Genomic DNA, 14,184 nt, shown 5'->3' with positions numbered 1-14,184 from the left:
CACGTTTGAGAGCCGCATCTGCCAGCAGCTCCTCGAACCATCGGCTTCTGACGATGCAAATCGTCGACGAGAAGTTGGGTGGAAGCGCCCGGAGCAGGCTATGCAGTTTCGGCAGAAAGTCATCAGAATCGGCCGCGTCATCGCATCTATCCGTCGCATTGATGTCTCGGAGGTCTGCAGGCGCCACGAGAGGGCTACCACTGTATTTGCTCGAATCGAGGGAGAGGGGCCCCACGATCAGCCTCTGCGGTTAGCGCTCAAAAGTCGATAATGCCGCGTTAGCCGAATCTGCATAGCGCGCTATTCGCTCCTGGTTCAGGCTGGCTGCTGTGGCAGTCAATCAAATGGAGCGGAAAATGAACAGGATCAGGGGCTTATTCCTCGGCCTGCTCGTGCTGCTTGCCGGAGCGACGGTGGCGATCCCGCCGGCAGCGGCGCAGCAGCAACAGCGGCCGAATATCGTTTTCATCATGGGCGACGACATTGGCTGGGCCAATATCGGCGTCTACAACCAGGGCATCATGGCTGGCCGCACGCCAAACTTGGACAAGCTGGCGTCGGAAGGCATGCGGTTCACCGACTACTATGCCGAGGCGAGCTGTACGGCGGGCCGCGCCAACTTCATCACCGGCGAGCTGCCGATCCGCACCGGGCTGACCACCGTCGGACAGGCCGGCTCTCCGTTGGGCATTCCGGACGAAGCGCCAACCATCGCGACCGTGCTGAAGTCGATGGGCTACGCCACCGGCCAGTTCGGCAAGAACCATCTTGGAGACCTGAATCAGTTCCTGCCAACGGTTCACGGCTTCGATGAATTCTTCGGCTACCTGTATCACCTGGATGCGATGGAGGATCCCTGCCACGTCAACTACCCGGCGGCGCTCAAGGCGACGGTGGGACCGCGGAACATGGTCCATAGCTGGGCGACAGACACTGATGACCAAACGATGCAACCGCGCTGGGGCAAGGTCGGCAAGCAGAGAATTGAGGATGCCGGCGAACTGTGTCCAAAGCGCATGGAGACGGTAGACGACGAGATACTCGATAACGCGCTCAAATTCGTGGACAAGGCGCGTCGCGACGGCAAGCCATTCTTCCTGTGGCTGAACCCGACCCGGATGCATGTCGTCACCCACCTCTCGCCGAAGTATCAGGGCATGCGCAACTCGGACAACAATTGGTCCGAGGAGGAAGCCGGAATGGCCCAGCTCGATGATGTCGTCGGGTCGGTCATGAAGTACCTCAAGGACAATGGCCTGGAAGGCAATACGATTCTCGGCTTCAGCACCGACAATGGCGCCGAGAACTTCACCTGGCCCGATGGCGGCCAGACGCCATTTGCCGGCGGCAAGGGGACCGCCCTCGAAGGCGGCTTCCGGGTGCCGATGATCCTGCGCTGGCCCGGCAAGGTGCCAGCCGGCAAGGTCGAGAATTCGATCGTATCCGGGCTCGATTGGTTCCCGACGTTGGTCGCAGCGGCCGGTAACCCCAACATTGCCGACGAACTCAAGAAGGGCAAGCAACTGGGTGATCGCAGCTACAAGGTCTATCTGGACGGCTACGACCAGACCGATTTAATCACCGGAAAGGGCCCTTCGAAGCGGCATGAAATCCTCTATTTCACCGAGACGACGTTGAGCGCAGTGCGCATCGACGACTTCAAATACCGCTTTACAGATCAGCCCCAGGGCTGGCTGGGTGGTACGGTGAAGGTCGATTGGCCGATCCTTACCAACATCCGGCTCGATCCGTTCGAGCGCACGAACCTGCCGAAGGGCGCTGAGGGATCCCTGGCTTTCTACAACTGGTTTGCCTTCCAGTTCTGGCGATTCCAATTCGTCCAAAAGGAGATTGCAAGGGTCGCCCAGACCGCAATCGAGTTCCCGCCGATGCAGAAGGGCGCGAGCTTCAATCTTGAGGCCGTGAAAGAGCAGATCGAGAAGGCGATAGCGGCGCAGCACAGCAAATAGGCTGACCCCGAAAGCGAGCGCCCGATCTGGGCGCTCGCTTTCCTCAGAGGACTACAAGCAAGACCGAGGTCGGTTCACCGGACCGCGTCGAACACAGGACCAGGCCACCAACGGCGATGCCACCGACCGCTGCCTGTGACACGATTGAGTGGAAAGCGGCAGCCGGGCGTTGTCCGTCTTGCCGAGGCTTGGCTTCGACCCCAGCGCCGGGAGAGCTTGCGCGCCACCGGCTCTGCCTTAGTAGACCTGCGATCCTCAGAGCTTGCTCAATATGGGCCAATTCGGGCTATGCAGATTCGGCAGCGAGCACAGTGATCGGTGCTAATTCTTGTTCCGGTTCTTGCCCGCGCCCCCTTAATGCCGGTGTTGGTGACAATGTCGCCGGGGCGTTCATCTGCATGCAGGTCAACAGGTCAACATAGCTGCCCGTTCCCAAAAGCGTCGCTTCGGCCGCGCAGCGGTCACGAATGGAAGCGGAATAATTTGACCAGATGGCGGCAAGCCGCTCTTGCGCAGCATTCTCGTCGCGCATGCAATTCTCGACCGATTGAGGAAGATCGAGGTCCATGGCCTAGTCCGTGGCCGCCGTTTCTTTGCAGGTCCTTTCGATGTTGATAACAGGCACCACATCTCCGACGGATATTACCAATGGACCACCAAGTTGAGTGACCAGTGCGAGTGACAAGAGCGCGCCGTTCATTGGAGGCTCCTTCCGACGATCGCGTTGTGGGTTGCGGGCGTTCTCAGGAGAGCGCCCGCATGTTGAAAGGTCGGGCCGATCACTGCCCTTGATGAGCTTTGATGGCTTGCTCAACCTCTTTTTTTACGGCTTCAAGGTTGAAGCTCGCCGGCGCTTGCATTGGGGGATACTCGATTGCCGTTTGCGCCAATCTGGCAACCTCCTGTTGAACAACCACGAACCGCCAGAATTCACGGCCCATGAAATCGTTCATATAGCCCCCGCCGGCGTTGTTCAGGCTTTCACCTCTAGTTATCGGCGTCCGCTCAAACGGGTCCTGGCGGATGTTGATGACGGTCGGCATGTCCGTGGTGTCCTTTTCGCCCGGCCACCCGTATGGCTGCTGGAAGAACTGGAACTTGAAATTATCGTGGCGGAGAGCACCGAGATGCGGACCAGCGAAATAGAAGATCTCGTGGCGAGCGGAGGGGCCCTTGCCCGTCAGCAGATCCATCTGATTGTAACCGTCGAGGTGGTTCTTGTAAGTGCGGCCTTCCAGTGTCACGCCCTTGAGAAGCTGGTCGGTGATGTTCGGATTTCCTGCTGCAGCCGTAAGTGTCGGGAACCAATCGAGCCCCGAGACGATTCCGTTTTCTACTGAACCCGGCTTGATGCGGCCTGGCCAGCGAATGATGGCCGGCACACGGAAGCCGCCTTCATAGCTGGTCCCTTTGGTCGCCTTGAACGGGGTCATGCCGCCATCCGGCCAAGTGAACACCTCGGCGCCGTTGTCCGTCGTGAAGATGACGATGGTGTTGTTGGTTTCGCCGATGTCGTCGATATGCTTGAGCAGGGTGCCGACGCTGTCATCGAGCTGGGCCATGCCGGCTTCCTCGAGACCGTAGTTCGTCTCGGAGTTCTGCATCGCGCTGTACTTCTTCTGCAGGAACGTCCAGACGTGCATGCGCGTCGTGTTGTGCCAGACGAAGAAGGGTTTTCCGTCGCGCTTGGCCTTGTCCATGAAGTCGCTGGAGGCCTTGGTCAAAACTTCGTCGAAGGTGGTCATGTCGTACTTCGCCTTCAAGAACGGCATATCGTGCATATTCGGCACGTTCGACATATCGGGGAACGGCGGCAGCGGCCCTTCGTCGACGATCCGTTGCTTGCCGATCTTGCCCCAGCGCGGCATCTCGGTGGGGTCGTCGTTGTCCGTCGCGTAGCTATGGATCAGGCTGCGCGGGCCGTACTTGTTGTAATAGTTCTGGTCGGCTGGGAACGAGTACCAGTACGGGTCAGACATCGCGTCGAGGTGATACAGGTAACCGAAGAATTCGTCGAAGCCGTGCACCGTCGGCAGATATTTATTGAGATCGCCGAGGTGGTTCTTGCCGAATTGTCCCGTTGCGTAACCGAGCGACTTGAGCGCGGTTGCGAGTGTGACGGCCTGGTCCGGTATGCCGACATCGGCGCCCGCCTGACCCACGGTCGTCAATCCGCTACGGATCGGCAATTCGCCGGTGATGAAGTTGGCGCGGCCCGCCGTGCAGCTTGCTTCGGCATAGTAGTCGGTGAACATCATGCCTTCGGACGCCAGCTTGTCGAGATTCGGCGTCCTGCCCGACATCATTCCGCGGTGGTAGGCGCCGACGTTGAACCAGCCAACATCGTCACCCATGATCACAAGGATGTTGGGCGGTCGTTGCTGCTGCGCGGAGGCAGGCATGCACGCGAGTGTCGTGGCGGTACACACCACGACAAGCGCGCCCCAGATTGCTTTGAACAAGCTCATGGTTGCTTTCCTCGATGTCGGCTGCCGAAGCCCGGGCCGCAGCCTTCGCCCAACTCCACCCACCCACCGATTTTGCATTGCGATCAATGGAGGATCGCATGTCGGCAACCGGTCGGACGCCTCGCTGACGGGAAATTGGTCGAAGCCTCCTGGACGCGCTATGCACTTTCGGCAAGCTATTGGAACGCGAAGACGCGTTTCCAATCATTCTTCATGCTGATCATGCTGCAGCCATCCTTCTTCGCCTCGTCGTAGAGCGCGGGGGTGAAAGTGCCGACCTTGCTGTCCGGCAGACCCTGCGCCGGGCCGTAGGCGTACTCGCGGACGTCATCGTCATGCAGCACGAGCATCTTCAGCCGAGCGCCGGCGCCTGCACCGGTCCACTCCAGCATCTCGCGATCGCCCGTCGAGTTGCCGAACGCGGCATATGGCCGGCGGCCGATCATGAGGTGAATTCCTTCGGGCTTGCCGGCGTCGTTGTCGTTCAGGAGGAGCTTTGGCTCTTTGGTCAGGAAAGGCTTGCCGTCCTTGCCGTAGCTGTATTTCGTTCCGCCCGCGGTTCCGACGACCTGCTCGGGCGGGATACCGTAGACTTGCTGGGCGTAGACGCGCACGAAGTCTTGCCCGCCGCCGGTCACGATATAGGTCTTGTAACCGTTGTCGCGCAGGAAGCGCAGGACTTCGAGCATCGGCTGATAGACGAGCTCGGTATACGGGCGTTTCCAACGCGGATGCCGAGCGGTCTCGATCCACTTCTTCGCCTCGGCGTCAAACTCCTCCACCGACATGCCGGTCAGCGTCGCCGCGAGGATCTGCTCAAGATCCCGCATCGAAAGCTTGGCGATCGCTTCCCGGTCGCCCGAGAGCACGGTCTTGAACGGTTCAACGTTCTTGAGCTCCGGCTTGTTCGCTGCCACCGTAGGGACGCGGTCCAGGCAATAGACCACTTGCGTGTACAGGGGATGCTCGACCCAGAGCGTGCCATCCTGGTCAAAGACGGCGATTCGATCCTCTGTTGGCACGTAGTTCGGGCCCGCGGTGTCGGTTGTGACGCGCACGAAGTCGAGGATCGCCTGCTTCGCGGCACCGTCATTCCACGAAGGCAATGGGCTTCCCGACGGGCTTGTCTGCGCCTGCGCCGGGAGCTTCAGGAGCGGTCCGCACAGTCCGGGCCATAGTGTGAGCGCCGAAAGTAGAACGCGACGGTTGGCGTGATAATGCAAGGGGTGCATGAGGACCTCGATCACGTTAGCAGGAGCGATACATCGCCTGCAGCGGCTTGCCGCGGAGGAAGATTGTCCGTGGAGTCAACCCTCCGTGACGAGCGATCCAGCGCCGCACCGGCACGGGATACATCGCAAAGAGCATCCGTGTTGCTTCAGGGCTCGTGATGGCGCGTCGGTGTGCGCCGACCACCCAGGCTGCGTGGAAAGCGAGGTTGGCCTTCGAGGTTACGCAAATTTTGTCGTTCGGGATCGCTGCAAGCACGATGGTGCAGGCCGACGCGCAAAGGCCGTCGATCATCACGCTTTGGCCGGAAGCACCCAGCTCCTCATAACTGTCCAGGTAGCTGTCGAGCAGTCCTCCACGGTCATTTGCAATGCGTACCGCTGCCTGGCAGGCTCCCATGCACGCGAGCATGAGCGCTGCCGCGAACATTCCGCTCACAAGCTTCATGTCTTGCCGCCCCTAGGTGAATATGATGCGTGTCAAGCGCTCCCTCGGGCTAGCTTCACCACCAGTAGCCGGAAGGTTGATCGCAGCCGTTCACCCAGGTGAAGCCGTCCCAGAACAAGCACTGGTCATAGCCCGCATACGGATAGCCGTAGTCCCAGCTACTCGCGGCGATGCCAGCGGCGACGCCGGCCGCAATCGGAAAGCCCCATCCGCCCCAGCCACCGCGCCAGCCAGGCCGCCATCCAGCCCAGCCTCCGCCCCAGCCCGGGCGCCATCCGCCGCGCCATGCACCACCACCCCAGCCGGGGCGTGCGACCACAGCGCCGCCGCCCCAGCCAGGTCGCGCAACCACAGCGCCACCGCGAAAACCACCAATAGCCATGGCGCGGCTTCCCGCGAATCCGGCGCCTCTAAAGCCGCCCCCGAAACCTCTTCCCGCAAAGCCCCCGCCATGAAAGCCGCCGCCATGGAATCCACCGCCGCCGAAGCCTCCTCTCGCTGCGGCAGGATCTGGACTCAGCGCCAGCACCGATGCGCCGATCGCAACAGCGCCTAAGATCATCAATCTCTTGTCGCGCATTGCATGCCTCCTGTTCATTCGGTCTTCCAAATCAGTCGTGGTTCCGGTTTTCCTGATCGGGGGCTCTGTCGGCACCTGTCCAACAGAGCCCGCACTTTCGCGTTGCCTCAGTAACTAGGTGGGTAGGGGCAGTAGCGGCAATAGGGGGCGGCCGCCGCGTCGCCTGCTGCCGCTGTGCCGTCGTTGATCGTGATGAACGCCCGCGGCGCCAGCCGGTTCGATTCATCATGGACATGAGCAATTCCCAGTTTTCACTGCCCAAACGCATGGGCGGCCAGGTTTACGATCTGTCGCAGGGAGGGCGCGGCAAGCGTATCAATCGCTTCATCTGTCGCTTGCGGACGCCCAGGCGGCCAAAGCAAGCAGGCCCATCATCCCTCCTTGCGGATATCCTAATGCTCTGGGACGAGCGACCGGTCCTTTGAGACCGGCCGCTTCTTTTCTTGTTCTCAAGTTGCGGCCCGAGGCGCCCGACTAGTCGCTGGCCCCGGCGGTCCTCATGTCCTTCACCCGCTGCATGACCTGTTCCAGGTTGTAGCTGGCAGGGTCCTGCAGCGGCGGGAATTTGATGAATGTCTCGAGGTGCCTCAACCACAACTGCTGTCCGATAGGCAGCATGTTCCAGTCATAGACATAGGCGGTCGACGGAGATGCAATCGCCCCGGCCATGCCGAACAGCGTCTTCTGCTGTTCGCCAACGGAGGTCTCGAAGGGATCGCGCTTGATGTTGACGACCTGCGTCCATGAATAGGGCCGCACACCGTTAATGAAGCCCGCCGGTGAGTCGGACACCATCGCGAAGTACATCTTCCAGTTCTTGTAGCGGACCGCAGACGGCTCCTTGCCGGAGTAATACAAGAAGTGGTCGCGGGCCGACTTGTCGGACTTGCCGCTCAGATAGTCGGTCTGATTAACACCGTCGAGCGTGGTCTTGACCATATTGGGATAGCCGGCCTCGACCTGTTGCTTCAGTGCGTCGCCCTTGGGCCCGCCGCAGATCTCGACGAAAGTCGGGAGCCAGTCGAGGGCCGAAAACATTTCGTTCTTGATCGTGCCGGGCTTTATGACGCCAGGCCAGCGGATCACCATCGGAGCGCGCATGCCGCCCTCCCAGGTGCTGAGCTTGCCGCCCTTGAACGGCGTGGTGCCGCCGTCCGGGAAGGTGATGGTCTCGGCGCCGTTGTCGGTGGTGAATACGACGATCGTGTTGTTGAGCTGGCCCATGTCTTCGAGCTTCTTCAGCACCACGCCGATGTTGTCATCCATCTGCTTCATGCCGGCTTCGTTGACGCCCCAGTCCTTGCCGCCGGGCTCCCCCACCATGGCCAGGTACTTGTCCGGCAGCACGGTCGTGATGTGCATGCGCGCCGGGTTGTACCAGACGAAGAACGGCTTGTTGGTCTTCTTCGGGTCGTTGCGATCGAGGAAGTCGACGACCTTCGCCGAGATTTCCTCGTCCACGGTCTTCGATCGTTCGAGGGTCAGCGGGCCCTCATCCTTGCATGTCATGTTTTTGGCGGTGCCGTCCGAGGACTTGCACGCCAGCATTGGCCGCGGCGGCGTCAGGCAGACCGTGGTCTTCGGATCGACAGCGCCGGGGACCTCGGCTACGCCCGGGATCGGTGTGTTCTGGCATGGCGGGGCAAGGGTCTGCTGGGTCGGGGTTTTGTTGATGTCCGGGAAGCTCACCCCTTGCATGGCGTCGAGGTGATAGAGATAGCCCCAGTACTCCTGGAATCCTTGCGCGGTCGGCAGCGACTCGGTGTGGTCGCCGAGATGGTTCTTGCCAAATTCGCCGGTGGCGTAGCCGAGATCGAGCAGGAACTTGGCAAGCGTCGGCGTCCCCGTCCGCAGGTAGGATGGGCTACCTGGAATTTCCGGCAAGACCATGCCGACCCGAACCGGCTGCATTCCGGTGATGAAGGCTGTACGTCCGGCCGTGCAGCTCTGCTCGGCGTAATAGTGCGTGAACATCGCGCCCTCATTGCCGATGCGATCGATGTTCGGCGTTTCTCCGACCATCAGTCCGCGGTGATAGATGCTCGGCTGCATCCATCCGATATCGTCGCCCATGATGAAGAGAATGTTGGGCTTTTGTCCCTGCTGGGCGGAGGCAGGAACACTTGCCATTGTCGTGGCCGTACACGCCACGACAACAGCGCCCCAGATTGTCCTGAACAGGCTCATCATTGCTTCCTTGATGTCGGCTGCCGAAGCCGGGCCGCAGCCTTCGCCCCCCACTCCACCCACTGAAGCTCTTCCGATCCATGCAGGATCATCCGAGCGGTCAGTCGCCATGCGGACGGGAAGTTGGCTGAAGGGCCCACGACGCGCTATGCGATTCCGGCAAGCCCGCTGTACCTTCTAGACGCAGCCATCCAGAAAATACTGGGCGACCAGTCGTAGGCGTACGCCCCGAGGGATGCCCGCCTGGTCACATCTCACGCCCGCCGGGTCCCTTGAAAAACTCCGAATCTGCATAGCCAGCGACGCTAGCCGGACCCTAACTTGGTACGCTTCTCGGCAAACTAAGCGGCCCAACCAGGCCGCCATTCTCGGGCTGTCAATGCCGAGCCCAGAGCTAACTGGAGGGAGTTACCCATGACTTGGAAGATTTTGTCAGCCACTATGCTGTCGGCCGCTCTCCTGACTTTGACTTCGCCAATCACGGCCCAGGAGACAGACAAAGAGACGAACGCTCGAGCGGCGTGTTTCAAGGAAGCTCATGCGGCGGCCGCCAGGCAGGGCCAAGCCTCTGCCCTTCCGCAGGGGGATGCCGGGCAATATGCGTATGATGCCTACGCCTCATGCTGCAAGAGGGTGGGAATCAGACCTGGGTTTTCGCCGCGCGTTGAACCTTGGCCAATCATGCCGACCTGGAATGGCTGACCGCGCGGCTGGCCTTGCGTCCGCTTTAATTTGTATGTCCATTCCCACTCTTTTGGTTTCGCGCGAGGAAACAGAACCGTAGTCCGACATTGTCGGCGGCAGCAGCGTAGCTGGCTATGCGTTTCCGGCAGAATTCGCGGATGCTCCGTTCAACGAACCTCTCCTCAACGGCTTGGCAGCTTCCTCATGAATCCGCGCCCCTGCTGCGGTCTCCGAGGTTCCGAATCTGCATAGTCAGTACTACGAACTAAAGATTAGCTTTGCCTGGTTTATCGGAAGGCAAATTGTCCCGACACGATTTCGAGTGTCAACTATGCAATCAAGAGCCGGAGCATTCCTTTTTGTGCGCCCGCGCAACCATCAAGTGAGCGTCGCACACAGTTCAGATTGCGCAAAGGCTTGTTGGCGCCATGAGAATGTCTGATTCAGAATCAGATGCGATCATGATGCGTCGCTGCGTTGCTCTCGCCCGATCCGCGGGCAAAAACGGGGAGTACCCATTTGCGGCCGTCATCGCGCGACGGGGCGAATTCATTTGCGAATCCCTCAATATGGTCAGGGTCGAAGGAGACCTGACGCGACACGCCGAAATGGTTGCAATTGGTTCGGCCCAAAAGATGCTCCGCGCGACAAGCCTTGACGATTGCACGCTCTATTCGACCATCGAGCCGTGTGCGATGTGTTCCTATGCCATCCGCGAAACCAGGATCGGACGCGTGGTGTTCAGCTTGCGGTCACCGGTCATGGGCGGCCACTCGCGCTGGAAGGTTCTGACCGATGGCAATTTGTCCTCGGTATTGCCGGAGGTGTTCGCTCCGCCGCCCATCGTCCTGTCCGGATACTTGCAACACGACGTTGAGGCGATTTTTCAGAAGCGGAATCCGCTCAGCTGGCGGTTCATGAAGGCTCGAAAGATCTTCGTGGAGAGCCCAGAGGTTGAGCGCTCGACTTCGAACCATAAATCGCGGGTCGGCCGTCGGTCCAGTCTCGCAAACTTTGTCAGGGCTGTGGTCCTTGATCGCCTTTGGCGCAGGTAGAATTTTCGGCGGCAACGTGGTCGTTCGACGCGCGTCAGTGCAACCGGCAACCTTGCGAGTCACAACGCCCGCTACGCAACGGGCGCCATGTTGACCCGATGACTCACCAGGCGTTGTCTGGTCATCGCAGGGCGGTCGGGAACGCGGACCAACTGGGGAGAGTGGCTGCCATCGGCCAGCCAGCCGCAGCCGTCGGCCCCTGGTCTTCCTTCGCCCGCAAATATTGGACCGACAGTCCGGCCGCCGGAGTGGTGAATGCGTCAGACCGATGTGGCCGCATCCCGCGTCCCGGACGTTTCAAGCATGATCGATTGCGAGTAATGCGCGCGACCCGCGCATGCGAAGCGCCCAGGATGGGCTATGCGCTTTCGGCGGGTGGCGCTTGTGTCTGCCGAGCGCGTTGCAGCGTGGTCGAAGGCGATTCACCGAAGGTGGTGCGATACGTCACCGAAAAACGGCCAAGCTCCAGGAACTGATGATTCCGGGCAACTTCAGCGACGCTCGCCTTTGAGGGGGCGGCTCGCTGCAGCGCGGCGCGAGCCTTGTTCAAGCGCTGCAATAAAAGATATCGTGTAGGGCTTACGCCAAGAAACTCGGCGCAACACATTCGCAACGTTCGCTCGGCCACGCCGATCTCCGCACAAAGCGTTGGCATGTTGAGCTTCTGATCAATGCGTTTGCCCAGCGTTTCCTCGAAGCGAACCATGACAGCGGCGTGATGATGTCTCCCCCTGGAGTGGTCGTCCGCCTCGTTGGCAGCCAGGCAATGGGTGATGGCGTCGAGCATTTCCTGCTCCAGCGCTCTTGCGATCTCGGGGCGCTTGGTTACCTTTCGGGTTTCCGCGAGATGGCAGGCTTGCCTGAACAGGCCCTGGAATCTTGACGCTAGCGCGCGCGAAGGACGGAGTATCCTGTTGGCGGGTGGTGATGCGATCAGTCCGGTCAAGGCCTTGCCGCCATCGGCGAATTGCTCGGGCGGTAACGACAGCAACCCCCACTGGCACTCACCGTTAGAGCGTTGATGCACGCGCTCGCCGCCGAGGTGAAGGACCATGTCGCCGTTTCGCAAGGCGAATCCGCCGCATCTGAGAGATGCGGTGGCGACTGGAAACGACAGGAAAGTCCGTTCGGGGAGCAGCGAGATATAGGCGATGCGGGGGAGGGCCTCGCAGCACCGATAAATTTCCAGCTGGTTCAGTTTCAGCCGCGTCAACTGAGCTTTGAAATCTCCGGCGCCCGCTATCGTGAGGTTGACGCGTACATCGCCGAACGCGGCCGCGTAACCATCCGGATCGCTAAATGTACGTGTACCGCCTTCTGCCATATTCCATGCCCCGTCGCGCCGGCGGAACAGTTCTTGCGACCGGTTGAAGCTTCTTGGGTCGCATCAAAGGAGCCAGCATTGGGCAATTGACGTTTTTCGGCTATGCGCCTTCGGAACTTCGAAGGTGCATTGCGGAGTCCGTCGACTATGCAAGTTCGGCAGGCGGGAAAGGTCTCGACGAGGCCGCGATCAATCGAAAGACCGCCCTCAGGGGGCGGTCTTTCGGATAGCGACCGAATGTCTACGGCCGTATTCCATCCTTGACGAACACTGGGCGCAACTCGCAGGTCATGCTGACCGGTTCCCGGATCCGAGTCAGCTCGCCTATGAGGACGATATCCGGCGGAGCGCGGGCGGCTATGCATTTGCGGCAAGGATCCGCAATTGTTTGCGGGATGGTCGACGGTGAGAGCGAGCGACTAGGCGAACTGAAACGGGCGGTTGGGGCGGTACAAAATCCGCCTGGGAGTCCGTATAGGAGCTTCGATTAGAACTGGCTGGGTTGAGCAGGTGGACCGGGATAATCCGATCGCAAATTGTTCGCGTCATTGCGATCGAACAAATCTTGCCGAAGGACACAGCCGCACCTGCCGCCGTCAACTGGTGACGGAGTTTTCCGCATGTCCCGAACGACGGAAAGTGAAGAAACTGTTTCTGGCTTGGCTACGCCGATTGTCTTCGGCAGCGAGACATGGCGCGGAGGAGTTGTCTGTGCCGATGTTAGACTTGTCATCGCTAATAGGGGAGCGGTGATGGCGAGCACGCGCAGCAGTTTGAAGAGCATGACATCCCTCCGGCATAGTCGGTTGACGGCCTTGTGGTGTGCCTGAAGAAGATACGCAATCTCATCGGGCCGCCGAGCCCGCCGATAGTTAGCCATGGCAGGTTAGCGCCGACTTCGCGTGGTTGACTATGCAGGTTCGGAATCGAGCCTGGAGCGGTCTGCCAGTCTGAGCGTGGGCTCAGCTCCATGAGGTCGGCAATAGACAGCCCATGCGTTCTGCCGTTTTTGCGCGATCACCCCTGTTGCGGAGCTCGCGCGTGCGGCCGACGGACCTAGCTGGCCTGTACGCCCGGCCCAAGATAGCTGCGCACTTGGATCTCAGTTGGATTGGGCAAATTCGTCCAGCACCTGGACCGGCACGGAGACGACGTTGGGCATTCCCCACGCTGTCGAGATCCGTATTTGGTGAGACGCCCAGACGATACTCTGCGTGAACACGTTGCTGATGACTGCCGCGACCCGGCCGTCGCAATCGATCACTGGTGCTCCCGACGCGCCATGGTCGATGACAAGGCGGTTCTCGCCTTCATAAAATTCCAGGAGTGCCATGCCGGCGAGCTTCCCATCGTCTCCGAAACGAACGAACCGTCCTCCTACGGGATGCAGGCGGCCGGCCGGATAGGCGAGCGTCATGACCTGCTCGTCCGGCACGAGCGGCTTCCTCCGGATTGTGACGCGCCGTGCGGCGGTGACTGCATGTTCGAGTTCGATGACTGCGAGCCTTTCGGCCTGGACTCCCGCGAGACGCTGGATTCGCGCGGCGATGAAATGGCTACCATCTTCGTCCGCGATCTCGAGCGGCTTCCACTCCTCCATCGAGAGCTTCATTCCCGCTGTTACGTGCGCGGCGGTGACGATTGTTGTTGGAGACAGGAACCAACCGGTACCACGCACGCCGATAAGATCCGGACGTGCATCGCGCTCAGCGTCATCGAAATATCGCATGATGCTGACGGTCGAGTGCGCAAGCTGTGCGGGATCGATGCAAGCTGCACGAACATGCTGGGTGGTCGCAAACAGAAGGAAGGAAACGAACAGCAAATGATCGGCACGTCCACGCATCTTAACGAGTCCCCGTATCCAGTCACAGTGGATGAGCGACTCTGCGACTGGGCAATAGGGCGGACCGACTTATCCGAAGCTTTTCCCAAGGCGCGGGAATTTTCGCGGCCGGTGTCGCGCCTTTGTCACAGACGTCGAGAATCTGCCGTGTCAGCAGCCGGCCAGCGCAACCCATTTCGGTTTGCGCTCTGCTCAAGTAACGCGAGGGAAGTCACGGCGTTCCTAAATTGATCGTGCGCTATTCAGGACTGGCGATTTGAAGCCGGTCGTCGCCCACCGAGTCCCTTGCGCAAGGTTCAAGCAGGCAAGGGAGGTGACGACAAAGACGCGCTTAGGTGTAACCGGTGCCAAGGGGTGAGAGTTAACTGGGCTGCATTGCAGCCTGCCAAGGTG

Annotated in this window: 11 protein-coding genes; 2 read left to right on the top strand and 9 right to left on the bottom strand. The window is 60.3% G+C overall.

The genetic code is table 11. The features are described 5' to 3' along the window. The first annotated feature begins 356 nt into the window (after window positions 1-356). Window positions 357-1,970, top strand: a complete 1,614-nt coding sequence (locus RAD16_RS27130) for an arylsulfatase (RefSeq protein ID WP_458160896.1) — start codon at window positions 357-359, stop codon at window positions 1,968-1,970. Between the two features lie 286 nt (window positions 1,971-2,256). Here RAD16_RS27130 and RAD16_RS27125 read toward each other — a convergent pair whose 3' ends face one another. The 6 genes from RAD16_RS27125 to RAD16_RS27100 all read right to left on the bottom strand — a co-directional run bounded on the left by RAD16_RS27125 (window position 2,257) and on the right by RAD16_RS27100 (window position 8,825). Continuing rightward, window positions 2,257-2,538 carry a hypothetical protein gene (locus tag RAD16_RS27125; RefSeq protein ID WP_458160895.1) on the bottom strand — a complete coding sequence of 94 codons (282 nt, stop codon included), beginning with the start codon at window positions 2,536-2,538 and terminating at the stop codon, window positions 2,257-2,259. Between the two features lie 211 nt (window positions 2,539-2,749). After that, window positions 2,750-4,438 (bottom strand): arylsulfatase, encoded by a 1,689-nt coding sequence (locus tag RAD16_RS27120; protein ID WP_458160894.1) that lies wholly within the window; start codon window positions 4,436-4,438, stop codon window positions 2,750-2,752. Between the two features lie 176 nt (window positions 4,439-4,614). Continuing rightward, window positions 4,615-5,685 carry an HAD family hydrolase gene (locus RAD16_RS27115; protein WP_458160893.1) on the bottom strand — a complete coding sequence of 357 codons (1,071 nt, stop codon included), beginning with the start codon at window positions 5,683-5,685 and terminating at the stop codon, window positions 4,615-4,617. Between the two features lies 1 nt (window position 5,686). Next, window positions 5,687-6,115, bottom strand: a complete 429-nt coding sequence (locus RAD16_RS27110; RefSeq protein ID WP_458160892.1) for a hypothetical protein — start codon at window positions 6,113-6,115, stop codon at window positions 5,687-5,689. Between the two features lie 55 nt (window positions 6,116-6,170). Continuing rightward, window positions 6,171-6,497: a hypothetical protein gene (locus tag RAD16_RS27105; RefSeq protein WP_458160891.1), complete on the bottom strand. Its 327-nt coding sequence runs from the start codon at window positions 6,495-6,497 to the stop codon at window positions 6,171-6,173. 672 nt (window positions 6,498-7,169) lie between these two features. Next, the gene (locus RAD16_RS27100) at window positions 7,170-8,825 is read right to left on the bottom strand and encodes an arylsulfatase (protein WP_458160890.1); all 1,656 of its coding nucleotides are present in this window, start codon (window positions 8,823-8,825) and stop codon (window positions 7,170-7,172) included. Window positions 8,826-10,000: 1,175 nt separating this feature from the next. Between RAD16_RS27100 and RAD16_RS27095 the strand changes: the two genes are divergently transcribed. Further along, window positions 10,001-10,621: a nucleoside deaminase gene (locus RAD16_RS27095; protein WP_458160889.1), complete on the top strand. Its 621-nt coding sequence runs from the start codon at window positions 10,001-10,003 to the stop codon at window positions 10,619-10,621. A 358-nt stretch (window positions 10,622-10,979) separates the two neighbouring features. Here the strand turns inward: RAD16_RS27095 and RAD16_RS27090 are convergent, their stop codons facing one another. The 3 genes from RAD16_RS27090 to RAD16_RS27080 form a co-directional block, all read right to left on the bottom strand. Then, the gene (locus RAD16_RS27090; protein WP_458160888.1) at window positions 10,980-11,945 is read right to left on the bottom strand and encodes a helix-turn-helix domain-containing protein; all 966 of its coding nucleotides are present in this window, start codon (window positions 11,943-11,945) and stop codon (window positions 10,980-10,982) included. A 487-nt stretch (window positions 11,946-12,432) separates the two neighbouring features. After that, window positions 12,433-12,729 carry a hypothetical protein gene (locus tag RAD16_RS27085; protein WP_458160887.1) on the bottom strand — a complete coding sequence of 99 codons (297 nt, stop codon included), beginning with the start codon at window positions 12,727-12,729 and terminating at the stop codon, window positions 12,433-12,435. A 318-nt stretch (window positions 12,730-13,047) separates the two neighbouring features. After that, entirely contained in the window at window positions 13,048-13,791 is a 744-nt protein-coding gene (locus RAD16_RS27080) for a S1 family peptidase (protein WP_458160886.1), read from the bottom strand. Window positions 13,792-14,184: the final 393 nt, after the last annotated feature.

Source organism: Bradyrhizobium sp. 18BD (genome assembly GCF_054185225.1).
Note: the sequence above shows the minus strand (reverse complement) of the source record. Positions and strands in the feature narration are given on the sequence as shown.

Bases quoted from the DNA above. Each gene is read 5' to 3' on its own strand.
- RAD16_RS27095 (WP_458160889.1), top strand. From the start codon at position 10,001: ATGTCTGATTCAGAATCAGATGCGATCATGATGCGTCGCTGCGTTGCT.
- RAD16_RS27105 (WP_458160891.1), bottom strand. From the start codon at position 6,497: ATGGCTATTGGTGGTTTTCGCGGTGGCGCTGTGGTTGCGCGACCTGGC.
- RAD16_RS27110 (WP_458160892.1), bottom strand. From the start codon at position 6,115: ATGAAGCTTGTGAGCGGAATGTTCGCGGCAGCGCTCATGCTCGCGTGC.
- RAD16_RS27120 (WP_458160894.1), bottom strand. From the start codon at position 4,438: ATGAGCTTGTTCAAAGCAATCTGGGGCGCGCTTGTCGTGGTGTGTACC.
- RAD16_RS27080 (WP_458160886.1), bottom strand. From the start codon at position 13,791: ATGCGTGGACGTGCCGATCATTTGCTGTTCGTTTCCTTCCTTCTGTTT.
- RAD16_RS27090 (WP_458160888.1), bottom strand. From the start codon at position 11,945: ATGGCAGAAGGCGGTACACGTACATTTAGCGATCCGGATGGTTACGCG.
- RAD16_RS27085 (WP_458160887.1), bottom strand. From the start codon at position 12,729: ATGCTCTTCAAACTGCTGCGCGTGCTCGCCATCACCGCTCCCCTATTA.
- RAD16_RS27100 (WP_458160890.1), bottom strand. From the start codon at position 8,825: ATGGCAAGTGTTCCTGCCTCCGCCCAGCAGGGACAAAAGCCCAACATT.
- RAD16_RS27125 (WP_458160895.1), bottom strand. From the start codon at position 2,538: ATGGACCTCGATCTTCCTCAATCGGTCGAGAATTGCATGCGCGACGAG.
- RAD16_RS27130 (WP_458160896.1), top strand. From the start codon at position 357: ATGAACAGGATCAGGGGCTTATTCCTCGGCCTGCTCGTGCTGCTTGCC.